Here is a 24,069-nt window from a genome sequence, read left to right on the forward strand (position 1 = left end):
CTCTTTGAAAAGGAGGAAGTAATGATTGAAGTCAAAGATTTTACAAAAAGATATAAGACTGGAAAAACTGCAGTCGATAATATTAATTTTGAAGTAAGGGATGGGGAAATATTTGGTTTTCTAGGACCAAATGGTGCAGGCAAATCATCTACCATCAAGGCCATAGTAGGCATAAACACTCCAACAAGTGGAGAAATTACTATAAATGGTATAGATATAAAAGATGACCAAATTACCTACAAAAAACAATTTTCCTATGTACCGGATAACCCTGAACTTTTTGAATCTTATTCGGGATATGAATACATAAATTTTCTGGCAGACATCTATGGGATAGATGAAGCTACTCGCAAGCAAAGACTTGATTATTATTTGGAATTTTTTGATATTAAGGATGCCATGGCAGATCAAATCGAAACTTACTCCCATGGAATGGCCCAAAGGCTTGCCCTAATTGGTGCCTTGATAAATGACCCAGAAGTTTTGATTTTAGATGAGCCAATGGTAGGCCTTGACGCAAAATCTGCCTACAATTTAAAACAAATTTTAAGGCAAAGAGTGGAAAATGGCAAATCAGTATTTTTCTCAACCCACGTTATGAGTGTTGCCCAAGAACTTTGCGATAGGATTGCAATTATAAATAGGGGCAAGATTATTGCCATGGGTACTTTTGATGAGATAAAATCCCAAGCAAATCATAAGGAAAATCTAGAAGCAGTTTTTTTGGAGCTTACTGATGAATAATATCAAAACTATTGCAAAATACTCTCTTTGGGAAGCATTTTTCCCATATATGAAAAGAAAAAAAGCAGCAAACTTGCCAGAAAATTATTTTTTAAGAGTTATTTACTTCATATTTACTTACATATTTTTATCCTATATGGTTTATATGATTATGAATATGGTGGGGTCTATTTTTCTTGGAAGGGAAAATGGAGATGTGCATTACTTTACCTATTTTGGCATAACCATGAGCCTTATGATAGTAATATTTTATATACCAACTATAATATCCAACTTTTTTTCAGATAAAAAAACAGAAGTTTATAAGACCTTGCCCATTAGTCAGGGTGAACTTTTTGTTGGAAAAATCATCGGAAATGTAATTTCCTATGTAGATTTTATATTGTTTTTCATAATAAGTCTTGTAGTTTACACAAATCATAAGGGTTTTGACATAAGTGTATTGGTATTTGGATTAATAAATTTTGTAAGCCTAATTTTGATAATTTATTCCTTACTTACATTTGTAATACTTTTGCTAATGCGTTTTACAAGCATAAATAGGCACAAAAAATTAATTAAAACCCTTGGATATATCCTACTTTTTTCAGTAATTGGCCTTGCCTATGCCTTGCCACTTATTAGAGGAGAAAATCAAATTGGTCAAGATCCGGGACAGATTAATAAGATTTTTGAAAACTTTTTGGGACTTAAAGACATATTCTTTAATGCCAAATTTTTTGGGCTTGCTGTAGGTGGCGACTTGAAAAATAAGTTGATTTTTACCTTGGTCTTACTTGCTATTTCAGCTTTGATTTTATATTTATCCTACAAGTTTGCTGATAAAAATTATTATAAGAGCTTAGAAGAGAAAACCACCCAAAAAACTGATAAAAAACAAGCTAAGAAAAATATAAGTTTCAATCAAAAATCCCAAGTTTGGGCTATATTTAAAAGGGATATAAGTAATCTATTTTCAAATATAGTTTTTCTAGCCGGTGGTATACCAATGCTAATTATCTTTGGATTTATGGGAGCTAGGATGGGCAAACAATTTAGTGATGAAATGGGTAGTATGGCTTTTTTTGATCCTCAAACTAGATTTTGGGTTTTAGTGATTGGATTTTTATTGAGCCTACTAATTTGGTGCAATTCAAATATCACATCAACCGCCCTTTCCCGTGAGCATACAAGTTTTTACCTCTTCCAAACCTTGCCAATAGACCCTAAAAAACATTATTTAGCAAGATTATTTGCAGGATTTTTTGCCTTTAGTATTTTTAATATTTTGCTGAGCTTAATATTTCTATATTTTGTTAGATTTGGAATTTCAAATGCTATCCTATTTTTCCTAGGACTTAGCCTTGGATCAGTTTTAGCAAGTGCTTTTGGACTGAGTCTTGGTAGCAAAAAAATTATTACAAATTGGAATAAACCTGAGGAACTTAGCAAGGGCGGAGTTATAAATATACTTTATTATTTTCTAAGCCTAATTATTGTGGCCCTAATGGTAGGTCTGGGGGTATTTTTGACCCAAATATTTGCAAAAAATATATTCATAGCCTATGCAATTATGATTATAATAATGCTTGCTATGACATTATTTGTAAACTCTAGGGCCCTTAATGCCTACAAAAAAGGATTTTACGATATAAATGATTAAAAATTAGATTTTCATAGAAGTTTTGTCAAGAATATGGTGTATAATATATATGTACGATATATATTATAGGAGTTATTATGAAAAATTTTAAAAAACTAGCCTTATCCCTAACTTTTTCTTTTGCAATTTTAGGTGCAAATCCTGTATTTGCAGCAAGTAGAGTAGATTTGGGTGTCAATACAGGAAATGTAGCCTTTAGCGAAGGAACATTTAATCTTAGCCAAGATGAAGCAAATAAAAATCAAGTTTTATCTGAAATACGTGCCATAAGATCTAGATTATGGGATGAAAATATTTTTTATACCCTTGAAGAATCAAATGCAAGGGGAGAACGCCTACAAGATGTAGCAAAAGCAAATGGATATAAAGACAAAAATGCTTATGTAAATGGTATTTCTTGGTCAAATGACTTGGAAAAAATTGCCATCCAAAGGGCGTATGAGCAAACTTTAACAGGACTTTCTCACAAAAGACCAGATGGAAGTAGCCAAAAAACTACAATAACAAAAAATGGAATCTACCCTGGTGCAGAAATTTTAGCATCAAGCACAGATCCAGAAAATCCAACTAAGGCCTTTGCCCAATGGTCTTTTGAACCATCAAAAAGAAAAAATAATAAATCAGAATACCAATTATTAAAAGAAGCAAAGGGTGTATCAAATGCTGAAAATGGCCACTTGCACATAATTCTTGACCCAGAATTAAAACACATTGGTTTTTCTGCATTAAATACAAATGACAAATGGAATTATGGGGTAGGAATTTTTGATTTTGAGATTGCAAATAATAACGAATCTTCAGTAAACCTAAGTGGTAACTACAATCTTTACTCAGGAGATATAAAAAATGCTCCAAAAACAGAAGAAAAAACTGCAAACCCAGTAAAATCAAATGAAATTTCACCTGCAAGCTTAGAAAAATTAAGAGAATCAATAAAAAAATCAAAGCAAACTATAGCTGGAGCTGAAATTTTAATGAGAACAATGCCACAATTTGCCAAAGAACACGGTCAAACAATTAATTCCTTAATTGCAAATGCTCAAAGCATTATTGTTAAAGCTGAGAAAATACTTGCAAATTATTAAAAGTAAAGGCAGAATCTATTCTGCCTTTATTAATATATGGATTTTTATCCTCAAAGGGGCAAATATTTATTAACTATAACAAATTAAAGGAGTATTTATGAAACTTAAAAAATTATTAGTATCAACATTATCAGTATCAATTTTATTTTCTGGACTTGCTAGCCCAGCTTTTGCAAGCAGTATCAATACAAATTCAGGTTTTTACAGGTCAAGAAGAACAAGAAATGCATACATAAATTTAACTGCTGGCCAAAGACAAGAACTTGATGCCATGAATACAAACAACAACAGCCAGCTAACTATAAAAGAAGTTAAAAATTATGGTAAATACAGATTGCCAATCGTAAAAGGCCAAAGCTACCTTTACCCATTTATGGATGATAGAAATAATAATGGCATGGTTGGTGAAAATGATAAAGATGCCATTAGTTCATCAAATACTGGTACAGTAGAAAATGTTGCCGCAATTGATGAGGAAATTACAAATAATGATGATCAAATAAATGAATTAGTAGATGATATGATCGAAGAAAACGAAATTGATGATTCAAATGAGCTAGAAAAAAATCCATCAGAAGAAAATATAGAAAGCCCAATAATCGATACAGGATTATCGGAAGAAAGCCTAGATAGACTAGAAGAATCAGTAAAAAATGCAAAACAAACCATAGCAGGTGCTGAAATTTTAGTACAAACTATGCCAAAATTTGCCAAAGAACACGGGGATGTTATAAACAAATTAATCCAAGAACAAATTAATAGGGTTGAACGAGGAGAATCTATTTTAAGAGCAAATGGCAGATAAAAAGCGGGATTATACCCGCTATTTTTTATTCGTTTTTTAAATATTCATCTATTTCTAGAGCATCTTCTGCATTCATCAAAACAGTTATTTTATCACCTAGTAAGATTTCATCATCAGCATTTGGCACAAATTCCTTGCCATCTCTTTCTATGGATATGATTAAAATATGTTTTGGAAATTTTATCTCCTTTAGTTTTTTACCAATCACATCTAGGCCATCAACCATGCTATATTCCAAAATAGAATAATTTCCCAAATCTCTTTCGTTAGGTACTAAAAGATTTTTATCTATTAATTGTCTTTCAAAAAGTGTTTCATAAATTGGTTCTACTTTTAAAACCTCTGCTACAAAATATGAAACCAATACTACTATGGATAGGGCTATTAAGTGCTCAAAGGTTGAAGTCATTTCTGAGACTAAAATTACAGACAGGATAGGACTTCTCACTACTGAAGCAAGGATACCACCCATGCCCAAAATTACAAAATTTATAAAATATGTATCTAAAATTATAAATTTTTCTAGGACTGCAAATACCAAAGCCCCACAACAACCACCAATTACTAGAACTGGCAGGAAAATCCCTCCTTGGACACCAGATCCATAGCAAAATGTTGTATAAAATAATTTTGCAATAAGTATGGCCAATATGTATTTTACAGCAAATCTATTTACAGCCATTTCTTCTAGTAGACCGTGTCCGCCGCCTGTCACCTCAAAAAATGAAAATCCAATTATAATTGTAACTCCCATTAATAGTCCATATTTTAAGAAGTTGGAATCTATTTTTCTAAACAAATTTTGGGACTTAACAATCATAACATTATAAAAACAACCTATAAGTCCGGTCAAAATCCCAATTAAAATTACAATCCATTCCAAATTCATTGGCAAGGATTTTGTAACTGCAAATGAGAATGAAGTTTCGGCTCCCATAAGGACAAAGGAAATGTAATTTGCAATAATTGATGCTATAAAGGCTGGCAAGAGCACGTATTTTGAATAAGTTTTATGCAGCTCTTCTATGGCAAATATACAACCAGCCATTGGGGCATTAAATGCTGCAGCAAGTCCTGCTGCCGCACCAGCTGTAATCATATATTTTATTTCATCTGGAGGTCTTTTTAATATTTTGCCAGCAAACTTACCAATAGCCCCGCCCATTTGTATGGATGGACCCTCGCGGCCCAGTGAAAATCCCATGAGATTTCCAAGTCCACCTCCTAAAATTTTTGAAATAATGGTTGGCCACTCTTGCATTTTAAATTTTCCAAGGATTTCTCCTCTTATTTGCGGAATCCCACTTCCCCCAGAAAGGGGAGCCCATTTTAATAATTTGCTTATAATAAAAGAAATTATTACAGCTAAGATTATTAAAATAAAGACAGATTTAAAATCAAGGTTGCTATATAAAAATTTTCTGGAAAGGTCCATTTTTGAAATTAAGAACCTATAAAAAACAGATAAAAGTCCAGCAAGGGTGCCGACTATTATGGAGTCGGCTAACATTCTAAATATTAATTTTTGCTTATTATTAAAATCATTTTTCATCTTAGATCATGTATTCTTTTGCTATAAGTGGGATTAGTTTTTTGGGAATATACGATAATTTATCCCATTTACCATTTCTACATCATAGGGACTGTCTGAAAAATATCCCCTTAAAAATTCATATCTATAATCATGATAGGATGAATTTTCACTTTTTAGATTAATATCTTCCTTGCTTGATACTTCAAAATTTTCGTGGTGGTCATGGTCGTGACCGCCTTCGCAAACATTGTCCCTTGCATCTTCTGGATTTATGTCTTGATTTTCATATTTGCTATGAAGATTTTTGTTTGTAATCAAATACAGACTGCCCATATCATCTATCTGAGCAGAAAGACCATTGTCACAAGGCATACCATCTAGTAGTAGCATATTTAAATCAGTAAATACACCATTAAAATCAGAAAAATCTTTGCCTTCTGCATTTATTTTTCCAAATTCATACAATTTTTCTTTTGTATTTGTACTATGGTTAAGGGCGTAGTTTAACCTTTTTTCCACAACATCTATTTTTGAATCAAGCCAACCATGTATATTTTCCTGATCAATTAAATTTTCTAGGGGTTCAGTGGATACTGGCTTATTTATTTTATCAACTTCACTTGTATCTCCATCTAATAAGTAGCTTGTTATTTTATCTTGAAATTTGATTTTGTCATACATCATAAAATGTATTGGACCTAAATTTTTACTCATAATATCACCTCCCTTTTATTTTACTGTATATATATGTGATATACTATTAATAGATTTAGGAGGATTTATGAAAAACTTAACCACAAAAAAACTTACATATATAGGGCTTTTCACAGCCTTGGCATTTTTGTCAAATTATTTACAGATTCCTTTAGTAACTCCCTTGGGCAATACTCGTTTTCATTTAGGAAATGTATTTTGCTTGCTGGCAGGGATTATTTTAGGACCACTTTATGGGGGCCTTGCTGGTGGACTTGGTGCAGCACTTTTTGATCTTTTTGATCCAGTTTATTTTACATCTGCCCCATCTACTTTTATCAACAAATTTATAATGGCAGCTATCGCTGGATATATTTTCCACAAAAAGTCTGGGGAAAATAACAAGCTAAGAATAGCAATTGCAGCTGCTTGCGGCCAATTAGCCTATATTTTGCTTTACTTATCTAAAACCTATATAGAAAATTATTTTATTCTAGATCTGACAAGAGAAGCGACAATGGTTGAGATTGTCCAAAAAGCTGGAGTTTCCCTTACAAACGGCGTTATTTCTATAATTTTTGCAACCATCCTTGCCATTCCTCTTTTAAAAGCGGTCAAATTTGAATAGTTAGCCTATTATTGGGTATCTATTTTTCTAAGAGGTGACTTTATGGATTATAAGAGATTTGATAAAAAAATAGTACTTAGATTAAAAAAAGGTGATAAGATTATAGAATCCCTTGAAAAACTAGCAATTGAGGAAAATATTACAGGCGCTCATTTTCAAGGCATAGGGGCAGTAAATGAATTAAAAATTGGAATTTTGCACTCAGGAGATGATGATTATCAATGGGATACTTACAATGAAGATTTAGAAATTACTTCCCTTATTGGTAATATAACAATATTTGATCAAAAACCAATTGTACACACCCACATTACCTGTGCAGGAGAAGGCTCAAAGGTAATTGGCGGGCATTTGGGAGAAGCTACTTGCTCTTTTACAGCAGAAATTTTTATAGACTTAATAGATGGTAAACTAGAAAAACAAGCTGACACAGATCTTGGAATCAATATTATAGAATTTTAGGTGGATTATGCAAACTAGAGAAAAAATATTTGGAATTACTTGCCCAGCTTGCGGCCAATCTTTTGAAAATGAAATGAACACTGCAGTTTTTTCTGCAACTGATGACAGAGAATTGATACTTCAAAACCAATTTGCCATCCAACATTGCCCAAATTGCAATCACGAATTTATTTTAAATTACAGATTTGCTTACACAGATGATGAAGTAAAATTTATGCTTGTAAATGACCCACAATTTGTGGATAAAAAAGCAAGACTTGCTTTTAAATCAAGTCTATCTTTGCTAGATAGATTTCACAAAGAAGAGCAAGAAAAATATCTAACAAGGATGACAAGTGATATAGAAGAAGTTAGAGAAAAAATTGTGATTTTTGAAAACTACCTGTCTGATAAGGCAGTAGAAATATTAAAATATATCTTACTAGAAAGTGATGAATTATTATTCAACCACGATGATGTCTTATCATTTAGACTAGTAGATGCAAATACATTTTTAATCAAAACTACTGATGGTCAGGAGTATACTCTTGGTTTTGTAAGGGAAGTTTATGATAAAATCGTCAGCCAATATGACGGATTATTTGATGCTGATAAGGCAGAAAAGATTGATAAAAACTGGGCCTATGAGTTTTTAAAATAGGAAAAAAATTGCTAGCCTTTTAGGCTAGTTTTTTTGTGTCTAAAATTAGAGAATGGTCTAATTTCTTGACTAGAAACTACAAAAACTATAAAGTATAAATATATTTTTATATAAATTCATTTATTTGGAGGTATTATGACAGATAAAACTAAAAAATCTCAGACTAAAGAATCAGGATTTTTAGCCTGGGTTGAAAGAGTAGGAAATGCCCTGCCCCACCCTGCTATGATTTTTGTAATAATGATAGCAATTCTAGCAGTTATAGCACAAATTTGTTATATGAATGGGGTTTCTGTAGACTTTTTTGATGCAAGAGAGGGAAAAGTAGTTGAAATTTCAGCAGCTCCTCTTTTAAATGCGGAAGGAATCAGACACATTTTTAGCACAGCTGTTACAAATTTCACTGGATTTGCACCACTGGGTACAGTTTTAGTGGCAATGCTTGGTGTAGGAGTGGCAGAATATGCAGGATTTTTTGATGCAGGTCTTAAAAAACTTTTATCAAATGTTCCATCACTTGTCCTAACTGCAACAGTAGTTTTTGTTGGAATCATTTCAAATATAGCATCTGATGCAGGTTATGTAGTTGTAATTCCACTTGGTGCTTTGATTTTCTTAACAGCTGGCAAACACCCACTTGCAGGGCTTGCTGCAGCCTTTGCTGGAGTATCTGGAGGATTTTCTGCTAACTTACTTTTCGGACCAACAGATGCCTTATTATCAGGACTTACAAATGAAGCCTTAAGAGCAGCAAGCATTGATGCAACAGTTGATGTTACAGGAAACTGGTTTTTCTTAATTTCCTCAACCATTTTTCTAACTTGTATAGGAACTTTGGTGACAGAACTTGTAGTTATACCAAAGTTAGGCCAATACAAATTAGCTGGCCAACACGAAGTAAAATCTGATGTAACAGAAGTAGAAAAAAAGGGATTAAGAAATGCACTTATTGCCTTATTAATTTATTTAATTATCCTTGGATTTTTGATGTTTCCTGAAAATGCGATTTTAAAAGAGCCAGACAAATATGGTGATGTAAATATCAACAATTTTTTGGCCAATGGTCTTATTCCAGCCTTATTTTTACTTTTCCTAATCCCAGGATTTGTCTATGGTAAAAGCGTGGGAACAATTAAAAATTCAAATGATTTAGTAAAAGCAATGTCAAAATCCATGGAGTCCATGGGTGGCTACCTAGTTTTAGCCTTCTTTGCTGCCCAATTCGTGGCATTTTTTGGATATACAAACTTAGGAACCATTCTTTCTGTGAACGGTGCAAATTTCTTAAATAATATTGGACTTACAGGTATCCCTCTAATTATAATATTTATTTTATTAACATCATTTTTAAACTTATTTATGGGATCAGCCTCAGCAAAATGGGCAATTATGGCGCCGATTTTTGTACCAATGTTCTTTGAAATGGGACTTTCACCAGAGTTAACACAAATGTCATATAGAATTGCTGATTCATCAACAAATATCATCAGCCCGCTTATGAGCTATTTTGCAATGATAGTAGTATTTATGCAAAAATATGATAAAGATAGTGGACTTGGAACACTAATTTCAACTATGCTGCCATATTCAATTTCGTTTTTAATATTTTGGACAGTTTGGCTAATAGTTTGGATGCTATTAGGATTACCACTAGGACCAGGCGCTGGGCTTTACGTTTAATAATCAAACAGGTTTTCAATTTTGAAGGCCTGTTTTTGCTTGCCCAAAAAAGTATAATTATTCCATGAAAATTTACCTAAGTGATGAGAATAAAAGAAAAATTGTATATGATATTTTAAATATTTTTTATGATGATAGGCAGATAAGCTTTGACCATGAGGGAGAAATAAAAATTTTAGATGATAAGATTATTTTTCAAGGCCAAACTTACCCTTATAAGGATAATTATGAATTAAAAGCTACATTGTATAAGCTATTAGTAGAAATAAATGATTATACGTCACCATGGGGGATGCTGACTGGATCAAAACCATCAAAGCTTTTACAAAAACAAAGTCCGAGTCAAATAAAAGAAAAATATTTTGTTTCAGATGAGAAAATTAATTTGCTAGTGTATATTAAAAACGAGCAAGAAAAATTAGATTTTGATAAAAATAATTTTAATTTATACATCAATATTCCATTTTGCCCAACTAGGTGCGATTATTGTTCTTATCCTACAATAATTGGACCCCACCATGACAAGAGCGAATATATTTCCTATTTAATAAAAGAAATTAATAATATAAATCTGCCAAAAAACTTAGACACAATATATATAGGTGGAGGGACTCCTTCATATGTCAGCCACAAGGATTTGGAAAAATTATTGGATACAATAAATTATAAATTTTCCTACCAAGAATTTACTTTCGAAGCAGGTCGTGAAGATACTTTGGATAAGAAAAAATTAGAAATTTTAAAGGCAAAGGGAGTTGACAGGATTTCCTTAAATCCTCAGACCTTTAATCAAAAAATTATAAAATCAGTTGGTAGAAATCAGGATATGGACCATTTTCTAAAAATCTATGAAAAAGCTGGTGAATTAGGATTTATAATTAATATGGACTTTATAGTTGGACTTGTTGGTGAAAATGCAGAAGCTTTTGCAAAAAATTTTGAAATTCTAAAAAAACTTCAGCCTGATAATATAACTTTCCATGCCCTAGCAACAAAATCTGGCAGCAAGTATAGGGAAGAAAATAAAAAGGGGTCTATAGGAGATGCTCTAACTATAAGTCAAGCTATAAAAGAATTTACTCAAAAAAATTCTTATAAAGCCTATTATCTCTATCGCCAAAAAAATATAATCAGCAATCTAGAAAATATAGGCTATCAAAAGGGAGACACAGCCCAAAGGTACAACATAATTATTAACGAAGAAATAGAAAATGTAATGGGCCTTGGTATGAATGCAAATAGCAAACTTATGAATGGGAAAAAATACAGAAACGACCGTAATATTCGTGACTATTACAATAATATAGATAAAAATATAAATGCTAAAAATAAATTAATTAATGAGTATAATAATTAAAAAAGGAGGCATTTATTATGGAAATTAAAGATTTAAAACCTGAACTAGTTTGGAAATTTTTTGGACAATTAAGTGAAATTCCAAGAGGTTCTGGGGATGAAAAGGCTGTTTCTGATTATTTGGTAAATTTTGCAAAAGAAAGAAATTTAGAAGTTCGCCAAGATGAAGCTTTAAATGTTATTTTCAAAAAAGATGCAAGTGCTGGATGCGAAGATAAGCCAACTATTGCCCTTCAAGGTCACATGGATATGGTTTGTGTAAAAGAAAATGATTCTGACCATGACTTTAGCAAAGACCCTATAAAATTAATTGTTGATGGAGAATGGGTAAGAGCTGATGGTACAACATTAGGTGCTGATGATGGTATGGGAGTTGCTTATATTTTAGCAATCTTTGATGATGAAGAAGTAGCTCACGGCCCACTTGAAGCTATAATTACAACTGGTGAAGAAACTTCAATGGTAGGAGCAAATGCCCTTGATGCATCTGATATTAATGCAAAATACTTAATAAATATAGATACTGAAGAAGATGGAATCCTTACAATAGGTTGTGCAGGTGGATGTGATTTAGAAATCAGCTTTAAAAAAGAAAAAGAAGCTGCTGAGGGAGATTTCTTAAAACTTGACCTAAGAGGATTTGAAGGTGGACATTCTGGTATGGAAATTGACAGAGGACGCCTAAATGCAATCAAAACTATTGGTAGACTTTTAGCAGACATTGAGGGAGTACAAATTGCATCTATCAATGGTGGGGTAAAAAGAAATGCCATCGCATCAACTGCAGAAGTAGTATTTGCAGTAGCAGATAAAGAAGCCGCAAAAAAAGAAATCGAATCAAGAATTGCTGATATATTAAATGAATCAAAAGATACAGATCCAAAAGGCCAAATAACTCTTGAAGATGCAAGTTTTGATGGAGAAGTTTTAACAAAAGATCTTTCAGAAAATATTATAAACACTCTTTATACCCTACCAGATGGTTTGGTTAAAAAACACCAAGGCGAAATCATAACTTCATCAAACCTAGGTATACTTGAAGAAGATGAAAACGAAGTGAGAATCGTTTGCATGATTAGATCTCAAATTGACTCTGCTAAATTTAATAGGGCAGCAATTGCTAAAAAAATTGCCCAACAATTTGAAGCTGATTGTGAAGTTACAAGTGCTTATACAGGCTGGCAAAGAGAAGAAACTAAACTAATTGATATTGCAAATGACATTTGGAAAGAACAAACTGGATCAGAAATGACAGTTGAAACCACTCACGGCGGTCTAGAATGTGGACTATTCAAGGGTGTAATGCCAGATGTAGAAATGCTTTCATTTGGTCCAACTATAGAAGGAGCTCACTCTCCAAGCGAACGAGTAAACATAGAATCAACAGAAAAAAATTACAAATTCCTAGTAGAATTGCTAAAAAGGGTCTAATAAGAAATCCGCCCCTGAGTGGGTGGATTTTTTATTTTAGCTAAGTTTACTTAAATTTAAAACAATTCTGGAAAATGTTTGCATTTTTATTTCTAATATTGTAATATGATAACAGGAAGAGAATTTACAAAAAGGAGGTACTATGTACGAGCAAAAAGTCATACTAACTAATGAGATTGGCTTGCATGCAAGACCTGCATCGATTTTTATCCGTGCTGCAGTAAAATATCCTTGCGACATAACAGTTGAAAAAAACGGTAGAAGCTACAATGCAAAGTCAATAATGTCAGTTCTTAGCATGAGTGCTTCTAATGGGGATGAATTAACTTTAAGAGCAGACGGAGATAAGGAAGAAGAAGCTATAAAAAATCTTGTTGATGTTGTTGAAAACAAAATAAACAACCAATAAATTTTATATAAATAAATCCACGAGCCTAGGCTCGTTTTTTTATTGGTCAAAAATGGTACAATATGTAAAGAATTATAATAATTGATAATTCCTAGTAAAGTAGTATATTTTAATTGAAAATTTATTACTAATTTTAAAAGAAGAGGTATATATGTCTGAGTTATTAAAAATAGAAAATCTCCACGTATCAGTTGAAGATACTGAGATTTTAAAAGGTATAGATTTAACAGTAAACAAGGGTGAAGTTCATGTTGTAATGGGATCAAATGGTTCTGGTAAGTCAACACTTATGAATACAATCATGGCAAATCCTGTTTATGAAGTAACAGAAGGTAAAATTTATTTTGAAGGTGATGACATCACAGAAGAATCTGTAGATAAACGTGCTCGCCGCGGAATATTTATGTCCTTCCAACACCCTGATGAAATTCCAGGTGTAAAATTAAACGACTTTTTAAGAATTTCTGAAGAACAAATTACTGGTGAAAAACCACAAATGCTTAAATTTAGCAGGCAATTAGCAACAGAAATGGAAAACTTAAATCTTTCTGAAGATTATGCTAGTAGATATGTAAATGTTGGTTTCTCAGGTGGTGAACGTAAAAAATCTGAAATTTTACAACTAAAAATGCTAAATCCAAAACTAGCTATGCTAGATGAAACTGATTCAGGACTAGATGTCGATGCTGTAAGAATAGTAAGTAAGGGTATAAAAGATTATCTCACAGAAGATAATGCAGTAATTATCATCACTCACCACAGAGAGTTATTAGAAAATATCGAAGCTGATTATGTTCACGTAATTAAAGATGGCAAAATCGCTCACGAGGGTGATGCAAGCCTAATGGATGAAATCGAAAAACGCGGATACGAATGGGTGTAAAATATGCCAAGTAATAATATAGAAGAAAAAATAAAAGAATTGGATCGAGGTTTTTACGACTTTATAGACGAATTTACCTACGATAAGATAACCGAAAAAGGAATCAATGCTGATATAGTAAACGAAATCTCTCGTGAAAAAGGCGAGCCAGATTGGATGAGAATTAGAAGATTAAAATCATTAGAAATCTTTAATCAACTAGAAAATCCAACTTGGGGACCGGATTTATCAGAGTTAAATGTAGATGACATTACAGCTTATGTAAAACCAAAAACAGATAAAAAATCAAATTGGGAAGCCTTACCAGAAGAAATCAAAGCAACCTTTGATAGATTAGGTATTCCACAGGCTGAACAAGAATCCTTAGCTGGTGTTGGTGCCCAATACGACTCTGAGGAAGTATATTTTTCAATCCAAAAACACTTGGAAGACCAAGGTGTTATCTTTATGGACTTTGCAACAGCTCTAAAAGAACACGAAGACCTTGTTAAAGAATATTTCCAAAGAGCAATTCCACCAACACTTCACAAATACGCAGCCCTACACGGTGCAGTATGGTCTGGTGGATCATTAATCTATGTGCCAGAGGGAGTAAAAGTAGATATTCCTCTACAATCATATTACAGATTAAATGCTCCTGGAGCTGGACAATTTGAACACACAATGATAATTGCAGAAGACAATGCAAAAGTACACTTTATCGAAGGATGCTCAGCACCTAGATATAACGTAGTAAACTTACACGCAGGGTCTGTAGAAATTTTCGTTGGTAAAAATGCTGAAGTAAGATTTTCAACCATAGAAAACTGGTCAAGAAATATGTATAACCTAAACACCAAACGTGCTATCGTTGATGCGGGCGGAAAAGTAATTTGGGTTTCAGGATCATTTGGATCAAAAGTTTCTATGCTTTACCCAACATCAGTTTTAGCTGGTGAAGGCGCAAGCGCAGAATACACAGGAATTACTTTTGCAGCTGATGGACAATACATTGACAATGGTTGCTCAATGATTCACCTTGCTCCAAACACATATTCAACAGCCCTTACAAAATCAATTACAGCTGGAACTGGTAAATCAATGACTAGATCTCTAGTTCAAATGAAGAAAAATGCAAAAGGCAGTCGTTCTACAGTTGACTGTGAAAACCTAATGCTAGGCGAAAATGCTCAATCAGATACAATTCCAGTATTAGACATTAGAAATGATGATGTAGACTGTGGTCACGAAGCTAAAATTGGTTCACTAAACCAATCACAAATATTTTATCTAATGAGCCGTGGTATTCCAGAAGATGAAGCAAAATCAATGATTGTTCGTGGATTTGCAGAACCAGTTAGCCGCGAGCTACCACTAGAATATGCAGTTGAAATGAACCGCCTAATAGATATGGAACTAGAAGGAGCAAATGGTTAATGAGTAGACTAAATGAAATGAGAATGTACACTTGGAATTCCCAAGGCCTAAATTATGTAGATGCAAATCTTGGCCTAAAAGAAAAACAAGAGTACTTTAAAAATAGCGAAGGCGAATCAATTAAAGACTTAGAAGATGCTTTTAAGGCATATGAATACGGCCTTTCTGATGAGACAAAAAAAGAAAACCAAGAATTTAGAAACTTTAGCATCTACCGTGATGTAGAGGGCAAAAAAGATTTTGAATCTATCGATCTAAAAGTAGATGATGAAAATAATATTTTGGTAGCAGGCATTGATATTAATGCCCGCGAAAATTCAGAATCTTCATTTTTAATTTCAGCCCTAGGTGAGGGAGAAAATTTATATTTAAATTCTCAAATAAGGGTAAATGTAGCTGATAATGCAAAGGTAAAATTAGTTGTAGTTACAAATTTTGGAGAAAACTCAACTAATTTACAATCAGTAACTACAATTGTAGGAGAAAATGCGCTTTTAGATATTTCCTATATTGAAATTGGGGCTGATTACTCAATTGTAAATATAAACAATATCCTAGCAGGCGATAGAGCTCATGTCATAGAAGATGGAATTTACTTTAAAGAAAAAGACCAATTCCTAGACATACTTGCAAACAATGATCATTACGGCAATGAAACTGATTCTGATGCTATGTTTAATGGTGCTCTAAAAGACAGTGCCCACAAAAATTGGAAGGGTGTAGTTGATCTAAAACACGGTTGCTTTGAAGCGGATGGTAAAATTGGGGATTACTCAATGATGTTTTCAGACAATGTAAAAAATAAAACTGCTCCAATCCTTCTTTGTGCAGAAAAAGAAGTAGCGGGTAACCACGCAGCAAGTGTTGGTAGACTAAATAAAGAAATGTTATTTTATATCATGAGCCGTGGTTTTGACAAAAAACAAGCAGAATCAATGATGCTAGAAGCAACATTCTCAAAAGCCCTTGATAAAATTGAAGATGAATCTTTAAGAGATGAACTAAAAGAAAGAGTTCATCAAATGAACACAAGGAATTAAAATGGATATAGAAAAAATTAGAGCTGATTTTCCTTACCTAGATAGCCAAAAAGTAGGTAAGGAAGTCATCTACCTTGATACAGGTGCAACAAGTCAAAAACCAAAACAAGTTATAGAAGCGGTTGACAAATACTATAAATATCAAAATGCCAATCCACACAGGGGAGCCCACTATTTAAGCTATGTAGCAACAGAAGCCTATGAGGGTGCGCGTGATAGAATCGCTTCATATATTGGAGCAAAAAATCGTGAAGAAGTAATTTTTACTAGAAATGCTACAGAAGCACTTAATCTAATTGCTTATTCATATGCTATGAACAATTTAAGTGCTGGTGATGAGATTTTAATTACAATCCTAGAACACCACGCAAACCTAGTGCCTTGGCAAATGGTGGCAAAACATACGGGTGCAAAGCTAGTTTATGCATATCTAAAGGATGATTATTCCCTAGATTATGATGATTTAAAATCAAAAATCAATGAGAATACAAAAATTGTTTCATTTACAGGTGCATCAAATGTGACAAGTGAAATAATCGATGTCAAAAAAATTACTAACTGGGCCCATGAAGTTGGGGCAATAGCAGTAGTTGATGCAGCCCAACTTATCCCTCATTTAAAAACAGATGTGACTGATTTAGATTGTGATTTTATGGTATTTTCTGGCCACAAAATGCTTGCGCCAATGGGAATTGGTGTCCTATACGGCAAAAAAGAATTGCTTGAAAACATGGATCCTTTCCTAACAGGTGGGGATATGATAGAATATGTTTACGAACAAGAGGTAACTTTTGCAGAACTTCCATACAAATTTGAGGCAGGAACTCAAGATGTTGGAGGAGTTTTGGGACTATCAGCAGCTATTGACTATATTGAAGAAATTGGCATAGATAATATTTACCAATACGAACACGACTTAACCCGCTATGCCTATGATTTGATAAAAGATATACCAAATATCAAAATTTTCTACCCAGAGAATGCAAAAACAGGAGCTGTTTTATCATTTACTTTTGAAGATATCCACCCACACGATATTGCATCTATCCTTGATAGTAAGGGAGTTGCAGTAAGAAGTGGCCACCACTGTGCTATGCCACTTCACAAGTATTTAGAAGTAAGCGCTACAACTCGTGCAAGCTTTGCCTTTTATAATACCAAGAAAGAGGCAGAGATCTTTGCCAAAGAGTTACTAAATGTTAGAAAGGTAATGGGTTTATAATATGAATATGGAAGAAATTTACTCACAAATTATCCTAGATCATTCTAGAAACCAAGCCAACAAACACGAATTAAAAGATGCTGATATAAAAGAACCTGGCCATAACCCTTCTTGTGGGGATGAGATAGTCCTAGAACTAAAAACAGATGGGGATAAGATTGTAGATGCAGCCTTTACAGGTGATGGATGTGCTATAAGCCAGGCAGCAACAAGCGTAATGTGCGATTCGATAAGAGGCAAATCCAAGGAAGAAGCCAAAAAAATGGCAGATATTTATATAAGAATGATTAAAAGAGAAGAAGTAAGCGATGAAGAACTAGATAGCCTAGGCGATGCAGTTGCTTTTATTAACATTCAAAATATGCCACAAAGGGTAAAATGCGCCCTACTTTCTTGGAAAACCTTAGACCAAGTTATTAAAGATGAATAAAAATAGCTTAGAGCAAATGGAATTTTTGACAAGTGCAATTACAAGCTTGCTACTTGCGGCACTAACATTTTTACAATATCAAAAAAACCGCCCATATTGGTGGCTAATCTTAATAGTAACCATACTTATGGGGGCAAATGCTTATACCAAGTATAAAAAAATGAATAAAATATGATAGATAAAAGAGATCTAAAAGTTAGAAAACATTAGATCTCTTTTTTAATTACTTATTATTTTCTTTTCTTTCTGTTTTAGAATTATCAATCAGCATATTTTTAAAACCACTATAAATTCTGTGAATAGAATATATAATTAATAAAGGTCTTATGGCAAGTATGGAATAGAAGTCACCATCTAAACTAAAGTAACTTACATTATTTACTTTCATTATAATATCACTTATGTACGATGAATTTATAAAGAAAAATGCAATTAAAAGTCCACTAACTCCAAACACAAAATCTAAGTGCATTAATTTCTTATAATCTATATCATTTACTTTATGCTCTTTCATATATCCTCCTTGGAATATGTTTACCTATGTTTATTATATCAGTAGAAATAATTAGAAATCAAGTTTAATATTTCTATGATTTGCTTAATTTCTTGCAAAATTTATTTAATAAAAAAGTGAAATACCAATATTGATAAAATTTAAACTAAATTTTTAGTTTTTATAGCAAATTTGATAAAAAATATTGGAAATCGTTTTATTTTATGTTATACTATGCTTAGGCAAAGGCCAAAAGAATTTTTAGGAGGAGTGTTAATAATAGGACTATTTTTTATTATTTCTTATAATATTTAAAAATATTTAAATCTAGCTAAAAATTATTTAACTAAGGCTTTTTATTTTTTTGAATATTTTTGTGATTTTTAAAAAATAACTATTAATTTTGGTTTTTGCAAATTATTATGATTCAATACCTGGGAAATATTTAACAAATGGGTAAGAATTTATAAAAGACGATAAAAGTCTTAAAATTTAAGCCAAATATTTTTCATGGCATCTGGAGGTAATTAACTTAATGGATATCAAAAAATACTCACAAGCATCGGTAGATGTTATTAATCATGCAAATAAAATTGCAATTAGATATAGCAATTCGGAAGTGTCTGACTTGCACTTACTATATGCAATTTTACAAAATCCCGATAATCAGATTGCAGAGTTTTTAAAAGAATCAGCTGTTAATTTCCAACAACTTAAGGATGACGTGGAAAATGCTCTGACAAAACTTAGAAGTGCAAAGGGTGTGACAAATCTTTATGTCAGCAGGTCTTATCAAAAAGTTTTGTTGGTTGCTGAAGAACTTACAAGAAATCTCTTTGAAGAAAAAATTAGACTAGAACATATTTTTCTTGCCTTATTAAAGGAGACTGAAACTACAAGTTCCAAAATTTTGGGCCAGCATAAGCTTGATTATGATGGATTTATGCAATTCGTTTCAAGAAAGTTTAATGAGCAATTTTTAAATGGTATTGCTAAAGAAACCATTGCAAATCTTGAAAAATATGGTCGAAACCTAACCAAGGAAGCTATTGAAGGAAAACTTGACCCCGTTATTGGCAGGGATGAGGAAACTCGTAGCGCTATCCGTGTTTTATCCCGTAGGATAAAAAACAATCCGATTTTAATTGGTGAGGCGGGTGTTGGTAAAACTGCTATTGTTGAAGGGATTGTCCAAAGGATTGTCCAAGGGGATGTGCCAGACAATCTAAAAAATAGGATGGTTTTTTCACTTGATATGACATCTCTGGTAGCAGGAACAAAATATAGGGGAGATTTTGAGGATAGATTAAAGAAAATCCTTGAGGTTGTAAGGGATTCTGAAGGCAAGATTATTTTATTTATCGATGAAATCCACAATATTATTGGTGCAGGAAATACATCAGGAACTATGGATACTGCAAATATCCTAAAACCAATGCTTGCCCGTGGTGAAATCTTAACAATAGGTGCAACAACTATCGAAGAATACAAAAAGTATATCGAACAAGATGGAGCCCTTGATCGTAGATTCCAAAAAATAATGGTAAATGAACCAAGTGTTGAAACATCAATCGCCATCCTGAGAGGTGTGAAAGGCAAATATGAAAAACATCATATGGTACAAATTTCGGATACTGCTTTAGTAGAAGCTGTTAAGCTTTCAAAAAGATTTTTATCCTACAGAAAACTACCAGATGTTGCCATAGATGTCATCGATGAGGCTGCGGCATTAACGCGAATGACCAAAGATCAAAAACCTGTCGAAATAGACAACTTAAACCGCGCGCTAATCCAAGCTGAAATGGAAAAAATAGCCTTAAAGGATGAAACAGACAATATATCACGTGATAGGATTGTCGAAAAAGAAACAGAGATAGAAAATTTAAAAAACTCTTTGGAAGAAAAAACCAAGTTATACGAGCTTGAAAAAGAAAGACAAGAGCAAATTTTACTTTACGAAAAAGAACTTGATGACATTTTAGCTGACATAGAAATAGCTCAAAATGAACACAACATTAGCGAATTAGACGAAAAAATCAAGTCTAAAAAATTAGTAGAAGCAAAACTTGATAAATTAAATGACCAAGAAGCCTACTATCCACTTTCAACTAGTGTGACAAGTTCTGAAGTAAAAGAGATTATTTCTAAATTATCAGGCATGCCAAAGGTAAAACTACAACTAAATAAAATCGAAAACCTCGATCAAATCAGGTCAAATATGAAAGAAGAATTTGTAGGCAATGACAAAATGATTGATAAAATCATAGATACCTACCTAATTTCTGAGGGTGGTTTGTTTGAAAGAAGCAAACCAATCGGTAGTTTTTTAATTGGCGGCAAGGGCGCTGGCAAAAGTTATATAGCAGAGCTAACTTCAAAATATCTTTTTGATGGGGAAACTAGTCTTTTAAGATTTGATATGGGTGAATTTACAGAAAAATCAGCCGTTACAAAACTTATTGGAGCTCCTCCAGGATATGTTGGCTATGAAGTAGGGGGCATCCTAACTGAGGCTATAAGGACAAAACCATATAGCGTAGTTGTATTTAACAATATCGAGAAGGCAAATGTTGAAATTCAAAGTCTAGTCTCACAAATTTTAAGTGCAGGCAAGTTAAAAGACAACAAGGGCCGCAATATAGATTTGAAAAATACAATGATTTTCTTAACCACTTCGGAAAATATTAATAATAATTTAGAAAATGATATATCGGGTATAACTAATGTAGTGGATTATGTTTTTTATCTAAACGAACTAGAAAAAGACTCAATTGATAAACTAATAAAAATTAATTTAAGCAAATTAGAAAATGATTTGGAAGATAATCGTATCAGCCTTAGCTATGATGATCAGTTTATAAAAAACCTATCAGCATTTGCAATTGAATATGATATGGACATCAGAGAAATCAAGAAATTTATCGAGCAAGAAGTCTATCTAGAAATTTCTAAAAAAATATTAGAAACCAAGTCAGATAATCCATTGCAAATAACATTAGCATTTGAAGATGAAAAACTAAATCTGACAGCACAAGAAAAAAATTGGAGGTAAAAATGGCTTTTCAAGTACCAGAATATGTTTGTCCAAACTTTTCAGATGAAAAGTTTAAAAACGCACAAGATGTAAAACTAGGTAAAGTTGAAAAAGATGGTGTAGCACCAGATAACTTTTATCTAACAACTTACATGCCAACTTACTACAAAAAAGATGGCGAATGGATCCTACCAGAACACACATCACTTAACTGTGTAGCAGTTGCTGAGGGTGATGACATAGTTATCAAAGAAATCAGAGACCTAAAATCAGGTGATGAAGTAGTTTTAAGAGGCGATGATGATGCTGAAAGCGGAATTTATGTAAACGCAGAAGGATTCCCAGAAGAAGTTTACTCAAGACCTGGAAAATCAGTAGAAACATCATTCTCAAATGACTATGACAAATTATTTGAATTAATGGAACATGAACGTGATAGCGAAGATGGATACATAGTTTGGGTTCTAGGACCAAGTGTAGTATTCGACTATGATACAAGAAATGCTTTAAACAAACTAGCAGAAAATGGTTACATTAACTCATTACTAGCAGGTAACGCTATGTGTACTCACGACCTAGAAGGTGGATTCTTACAAACAGCATTAGGTCAAAATATTTACACACAAGTTAACCAACCAATGGGTCACTACAACCACTTAGACTTATTAAACGAAGTAAGAGATGCTGGTTCTATCAAAGAATTTATTGCTGGTGGTAATGTAAAAGATGGTATCATCAAAACACTTTCTGATATGGATGTTCCATTTGTACTTTCAGGATCAATCAGAGATGACGGTCCACTTCCAGAAGTACACGGAGATACAGATGATGCACTAAATGCAACAAAAGAAGAACTTGATAAAGCAACAATGGTTATTTGTATAGCAACAATGCTTCACAGCTTATCAGTTGCAAACCTAGCATCAAGCTACAAAAAAAGAACAGATGGAACAGTTTCACCAGTTTATATGTACTCAATCGACGTTACAGAAAACGTAGTACACAAAGTAGGTGCAGCAAGAGAATACATGGGATTTGTACCAATGGTAACAAACGTACAAGACTTTGTAGTTAACTGTGAAAAAGCATTAGTTTCTCCAGCTCAAGGAGTACTTTCTGAAGATATGGAAATTCCAGAAACTGAACACGTACAAATAACAGGCCACAAAGAACAAAGCAAGGAGGAATTATAAGATGAAATTTGAAATGCCAAAATATCATCATCCTGATTTCGATCAAGATTTCTTAAAAAATGCACCAAATGTTAAACTTGAAGAAGTAACAGAAGAAGGCATCAGCCCACGTAACTACCACGCATTATCAGTATTCCCAGAATACTTCAAAGTTAATGACAAATGGGTACTTGCTACAGAATCAAGAATGGATACTGTTTGTGTAGTAAATGATACACCAGGTGAAGAAAGTGTCGACATCGTTGAATTTAGAAACCTAAAAGTAGGCGATAAAGTAGCAATCGGACGTACAGAAGATGCTTCAGAAGGTATCTATGTATGGACTCAAGGATTCTTAGAAGAAGGATCAGAAAAAGATACATTTGCTTTCCGTTCAGGTCGTTCAAGAGAAACAGCTTTCTCAATGGACTATGACAACCTATACGAAGTACTTAAACACGAAAAAGAAAACAACGGCTATGTAACAATAGTAGTTGGTTCTGCAATTGCCCTAGATAGAGACGCTAGGCTTGCTTTACAAAGACTAGTTGAAAATGGATATATCAACGCAATCTTCTGTGGTACTGAAACAGCAGCATTTGACCTTGAACGTGGATTATATGGTACATCTTGGGGACAAGAACACTTTGAAAAAGAACAAAACTCTACAAGAAACCTATACGAAACTATCAACTTAGCTCGTAAATACGGTTCAACAAAAGCATTAGTAGAATCTGGACAAGTAAAAGATGGTTTCATCAAAGCATGTGTTGAAAATGACGTAGATTTTGTAATCGCTGGTACAATCCGTGATAGATTTGGTCTTCCAGAAACAATCAACAATGTTTATGAAGCCCAAGATGCTATGAGAGCTCACTCAAGAAAAACTTCTACAATCATCATGCTTTCAGCAATCTTATTTACAATTGCAACAGGTAATATGACTCCATCATACAACGAATTTGATGGCGAAGTAAGACCAGTTTACATGTACACAGTAGATATCCAAGAATTCGCTGTAAACAAACTTTCTGACAGGGGTACAGTAACAGCTGTTACTATGGTAACAAATACACAAGACTTCATCAGAAACGTAGATAGAGCTTTAAATAACTAAAAATAATATAAGAGCAAAAGCTCGCAGAAAATAGAATAAATAAAATATTCATACTTTATGAGTATTTTATAAATTGATTCTAATAAATTAGGCTGATTTTTACACTTCTTTGTAGGATCAGCCTTTTTTTGGATAAAAATTAGAGAATAATAA

The 24,069-nt window shown here is 33.0% G+C and carries 23 protein-coding genes; 20 read left to right on the forward strand and 3 right to left on the reverse strand.

Annotated elements, in window-relative coordinates; translation table 11 throughout:
* Window positions 1-21: 21 nt before the first annotated feature.
* The 4 genes from OC526_RS00825 (at window position 22) to OC526_RS00840 (ending at window position 4,276) form a co-directional block, all read left to right on the forward strand.
* A complete protein-coding gene (locus OC526_RS00825; RefSeq protein WP_262121339.1) occupies window positions 22-744 on the forward strand; it encodes an ABC transporter ATP-binding protein in 723 nt (240 codons plus the stop codon).
* Complete coding sequence (locus OC526_RS00830) at window positions 737-2,386, forward strand: hypothetical protein (RefSeq protein ID WP_262121341.1); 1,650 nt, start codon at window positions 737-739, stop codon at window positions 2,384-2,386. Before OC526_RS00825 ends, OC526_RS00830 begins: the two co-directional genes overlap by 8 nt.
* Before the next feature lie 77 nt (window positions 2,387-2,463).
* Window positions 2,464-3,471, forward strand: a complete 1,008-nt coding sequence (locus tag OC526_RS00835) for a CAP domain-containing protein (protein ID WP_262121344.1) — start codon at window positions 2,464-2,466, stop codon at window positions 3,469-3,471.
* A gap of 97 nt (window positions 3,472-3,568) precedes the next feature.
* Window positions 3,569-4,276, forward strand: coding sequence for a hypothetical protein (locus OC526_RS00840; protein ID WP_262121346.1), 708 nt, complete (start codon window positions 3,569-3,571; stop codon window positions 4,274-4,276).
* A gap of 25 nt (window positions 4,277-4,301) precedes the next feature.
* Here the strand turns inward: OC526_RS00840 and OC526_RS00845 are convergent, their stop codons facing one another.
* A complete protein-coding gene (locus OC526_RS00845; RefSeq protein ID WP_262121349.1) occupies window positions 4,302-5,828 on the reverse strand; it encodes a ClC family H(+)/Cl(-) exchange transporter in 1,527 nt (508 codons plus the stop codon).
* A 33-nt stretch (window positions 5,829-5,861) separates the two neighbouring features.
* Window positions 5,862-6,524, reverse strand: a complete 663-nt coding sequence (locus OC526_RS00850; RefSeq protein WP_262121351.1) for a hypothetical protein — start codon at window positions 6,522-6,524, stop codon at window positions 5,862-5,864.
* A 67-nt stretch (window positions 6,525-6,591) separates the two neighbouring features.
* On the opposite strand from OC526_RS00850, the gene OC526_RS00855 reads away from it, so the two are divergent.
* The 13 genes from OC526_RS00855 to OC526_RS00915 all read left to right on the forward strand — a co-directional run bounded on the left by OC526_RS00855 (window position 6,592) and on the right by OC526_RS00915 (window position 18,275).
* On the forward strand, window positions 6,592-7,131 hold the full coding sequence (locus tag OC526_RS00855; protein ID WP_262121355.1) for an ECF transporter S component: 540 nt from the start codon (window positions 6,592-6,594) through the stop codon (window positions 7,129-7,131).
* A 42-nt stretch (window positions 7,132-7,173) separates the two neighbouring features.
* A complete protein-coding gene (locus tag OC526_RS00860; RefSeq protein ID WP_262121357.1) occupies window positions 7,174-7,593 on the forward strand; it encodes a PPC domain-containing DNA-binding protein in 420 nt (139 codons plus the stop codon).
* Window positions 7,594-7,600: 7 nt separating this feature from the next.
* A complete protein-coding gene (locus OC526_RS00865) occupies window positions 7,601-8,233 on the forward strand; it encodes a CpXC domain-containing protein (RefSeq protein WP_262121360.1) in 633 nt (210 codons plus the stop codon).
* A gap of 135 nt (window positions 8,234-8,368) precedes the next feature.
* Window positions 8,369-9,913 carry an AbgT family transporter gene (locus OC526_RS00870; RefSeq protein ID WP_262121362.1) on the forward strand — a complete coding sequence of 515 codons (1,545 nt, stop codon included), beginning with the start codon at window positions 8,369-8,371 and terminating at the stop codon, window positions 9,911-9,913.
* 64 nt (window positions 9,914-9,977) lie between these two features.
* Window positions 9,978-11,270: a coproporphyrinogen dehydrogenase HemZ gene (gene hemZ, locus OC526_RS00875; RefSeq protein WP_262121364.1), complete on the forward strand. Its 1,293-nt coding sequence runs from the start codon at window positions 9,978-9,980 to the stop codon at window positions 11,268-11,270.
* Window positions 11,271-11,287: 17 nt separating this feature from the next.
* On the forward strand, window positions 11,288-12,700 hold the full coding sequence (locus OC526_RS00880) for an aminoacyl-histidine dipeptidase (protein ID WP_262121367.1): 1,413 nt from the start codon (window positions 11,288-11,290) through the stop codon (window positions 12,698-12,700).
* A 142-nt stretch (window positions 12,701-12,842) separates the two neighbouring features.
* Complete coding sequence (locus OC526_RS00885) at window positions 12,843-13,109, forward strand: HPr family phosphocarrier protein (protein ID WP_262121370.1); 267 nt, start codon at window positions 12,843-12,845, stop codon at window positions 13,107-13,109.
* Window positions 13,110-13,260: 151 nt separating this feature from the next.
* The gene (gene sufC, locus OC526_RS00890) at window positions 13,261-13,992 is read left to right on the forward strand and encodes a Fe-S cluster assembly ATPase SufC (RefSeq protein ID WP_262121373.1); all 732 of its coding nucleotides are present in this window, start codon (window positions 13,261-13,263) and stop codon (window positions 13,990-13,992) included.
* Window positions 13,993-13,995: 3 nt separating this feature from the next.
* The gene (gene sufB, locus OC526_RS00895) at window positions 13,996-15,408 is read left to right on the forward strand and encodes a Fe-S cluster assembly protein SufB (protein ID WP_262121376.1); all 1,413 of its coding nucleotides are present in this window, start codon (window positions 13,996-13,998) and stop codon (window positions 15,406-15,408) included.
* On the forward strand, window positions 15,408-16,448 hold the full coding sequence (locus OC526_RS00900) for a SufD family Fe-S cluster assembly protein (protein ID WP_262121378.1): 1,041 nt from the start codon (window positions 15,408-15,410) through the stop codon (window positions 16,446-16,448). The genes sufB and OC526_RS00900 overlap by 1 nt, the downstream gene beginning before the upstream one ends.
* A 1-nt stretch (window position 16,449) precedes the next feature.
* Entirely contained in the window at window positions 16,450-17,670 is a 1,221-nt protein-coding gene (locus tag OC526_RS00905; protein ID WP_262121381.1) for an aminotransferase class V-fold PLP-dependent enzyme, read from the forward strand.
* Between the two features lies 1 nt (window position 17,671).
* Window positions 17,672-18,100: a Fe-S cluster assembly sulfur transfer protein SufU gene (gene sufU / locus OC526_RS00910; protein WP_262121383.1), complete on the forward strand. Its 429-nt coding sequence runs from the start codon at window positions 17,672-17,674 to the stop codon at window positions 18,098-18,100.
* On the forward strand, window positions 18,093-18,275 hold the full coding sequence (locus OC526_RS00915; protein WP_262121386.1) for a hypothetical protein: 183 nt from the start codon (window positions 18,093-18,095) through the stop codon (window positions 18,273-18,275). Before sufU ends, OC526_RS00915 begins: the two co-directional genes overlap by 8 nt.
* 48 nt (window positions 18,276-18,323) lie before the next feature.
* Here the strand turns inward: OC526_RS00915 and OC526_RS00920 are convergent, their stop codons facing one another.
* Window positions 18,324-18,614: a hypothetical protein gene (locus OC526_RS00920; protein WP_262121389.1), complete on the reverse strand. Its 291-nt coding sequence runs from the start codon at window positions 18,612-18,614 to the stop codon at window positions 18,324-18,326.
* Window positions 18,615-19,128: 514 nt separating this feature from the next.
* Here OC526_RS00920 and OC526_RS00925 point away from each other — a divergent pair.
* The 3 genes from OC526_RS00925 to OC526_RS00935 are packed head-to-tail and all read left to right on the forward strand — an operon-like array spanning window position 19,129 to window position 23,916.
* Window positions 19,129-21,645 carry an ATP-dependent Clp protease ATP-binding subunit gene (locus tag OC526_RS00925; protein WP_262121391.1) on the forward strand — a complete coding sequence of 839 codons (2,517 nt, stop codon included), beginning with the start codon at window positions 19,129-19,131 and terminating at the stop codon, window positions 21,643-21,645.
* A 2-nt stretch (window positions 21,646-21,647) separates the two neighbouring features.
* On the forward strand, window positions 21,648-22,820 hold the full coding sequence (locus tag OC526_RS00930) for a hypothetical protein (protein WP_262121394.1): 1,173 nt from the start codon (window positions 21,648-21,650) through the stop codon (window positions 22,818-22,820).
* Window position 22,821: 1 nt separating this feature from the next.
* Complete coding sequence (locus OC526_RS00935; RefSeq protein WP_262121397.1) at window positions 22,822-23,916, forward strand: hypothetical protein; 1,095 nt, start codon at window positions 22,822-22,824, stop codon at window positions 23,914-23,916.
* The last annotated feature ends 153 nt before the right edge of the window (window positions 23,917-24,069 follow it).

Origin of the sequence: Anaerococcus sp. Marseille-Q5996 (assembly GCF_946893725.1) — a bacterium.
Lineage (GTDB): Bacteria > Bacillota > Clostridia > Tissierellales > Peptoniphilaceae > Anaerococcus > Anaerococcus martiniensis.

Coding starts and splice junctions, on each gene's coding strand:
- OC526_RS00930 (WP_262121394.1), top strand. CDS start 21,648: ATGGCTTTTCAAGTACCAGAATATGTTTGTCCAAACTTTTCAGATGAA.
- OC526_RS00915 (WP_262121386.1), top strand. CDS start 18,093: ATGAATAAAAATAGCTTAGAGCAAATGGAATTTTTGACAAGTGCAATT.
- hemZ (WP_262121364.1), top strand. CDS start 9,978: ATGAAAATTTACCTAAGTGATGAGAATAAAAGAAAAATTGTATATGAT.
- OC526_RS00850 (WP_262121351.1), bottom strand. CDS start 6,524: ATGAGTAAAAATTTAGGTCCAATACATTTTATGATGTATGACAAAATC.
- OC526_RS00825 (WP_262121339.1), top strand. CDS start 22: ATGATTGAAGTCAAAGATTTTACAAAAAGATATAAGACTGGAAAAACT.
- sufC (WP_262121373.1), top strand. CDS start 13,261: ATGTCTGAGTTATTAAAAATAGAAAATCTCCACGTATCAGTTGAAGAT.
- OC526_RS00900 (WP_262121378.1), top strand. CDS start 15,408: ATGAGTAGACTAAATGAAATGAGAATGTACACTTGGAATTCCCAAGGC.
- OC526_RS00835 (WP_262121344.1), top strand. CDS start 2,464: ATGAAAAATTTTAAAAAACTAGCCTTATCCCTAACTTTTTCTTTTGCA.
- OC526_RS00905 (WP_262121381.1), top strand. CDS start 16,450: ATGGATATAGAAAAAATTAGAGCTGATTTTCCTTACCTAGATAGCCAA.
- OC526_RS00920 (WP_262121389.1), bottom strand. CDS start 18,614: ATGAAAGAGCATAAAGTAAATGATATAGATTATAAGAAATTAATGCAC.
- OC526_RS00935 (WP_262121397.1), top strand. CDS start 22,822: ATGAAATTTGAAATGCCAAAATATCATCATCCTGATTTCGATCAAGAT.
- OC526_RS00870 (WP_262121362.1), top strand. CDS start 8,369: ATGACAGATAAAACTAAAAAATCTCAGACTAAAGAATCAGGATTTTTA.
- sufB (WP_262121376.1), top strand. CDS start 13,996: ATGCCAAGTAATAATATAGAAGAAAAAATAAAAGAATTGGATCGAGGT.
- OC526_RS00840 (WP_262121346.1), top strand. CDS start 3,569: ATGAAACTTAAAAAATTATTAGTATCAACATTATCAGTATCAATTTTA.
- OC526_RS00855 (WP_262121355.1), top strand. CDS start 6,592: ATGAAAAACTTAACCACAAAAAAACTTACATATATAGGGCTTTTCACA.
- OC526_RS00880 (WP_262121367.1), top strand. CDS start 11,288: ATGGAAATTAAAGATTTAAAACCTGAACTAGTTTGGAAATTTTTTGGA.
- sufU (WP_262121383.1), top strand. CDS start 17,672: ATGAATATGGAAGAAATTTACTCACAAATTATCCTAGATCATTCTAGA.
- OC526_RS00925 (WP_262121391.1), top strand. CDS start 19,129: ATGGATATCAAAAAATACTCACAAGCATCGGTAGATGTTATTAATCAT.
- OC526_RS00860 (WP_262121357.1), top strand. CDS start 7,174: ATGGATTATAAGAGATTTGATAAAAAAATAGTACTTAGATTAAAAAAA.
- OC526_RS00845 (WP_262121349.1), bottom strand. CDS start 5,828: ATGAAAAATGATTTTAATAATAAGCAAAAATTAATATTTAGAATGTTA.
- OC526_RS00885 (WP_262121370.1), top strand. CDS start 12,843: ATGTACGAGCAAAAAGTCATACTAACTAATGAGATTGGCTTGCATGCA.
- OC526_RS00830 (WP_262121341.1), top strand. CDS start 737: ATGAATAATATCAAAACTATTGCAAAATACTCTCTTTGGGAAGCATTT.
- OC526_RS00865 (WP_262121360.1), top strand. CDS start 7,601: ATGCAAACTAGAGAAAAAATATTTGGAATTACTTGCCCAGCTTGCGGC.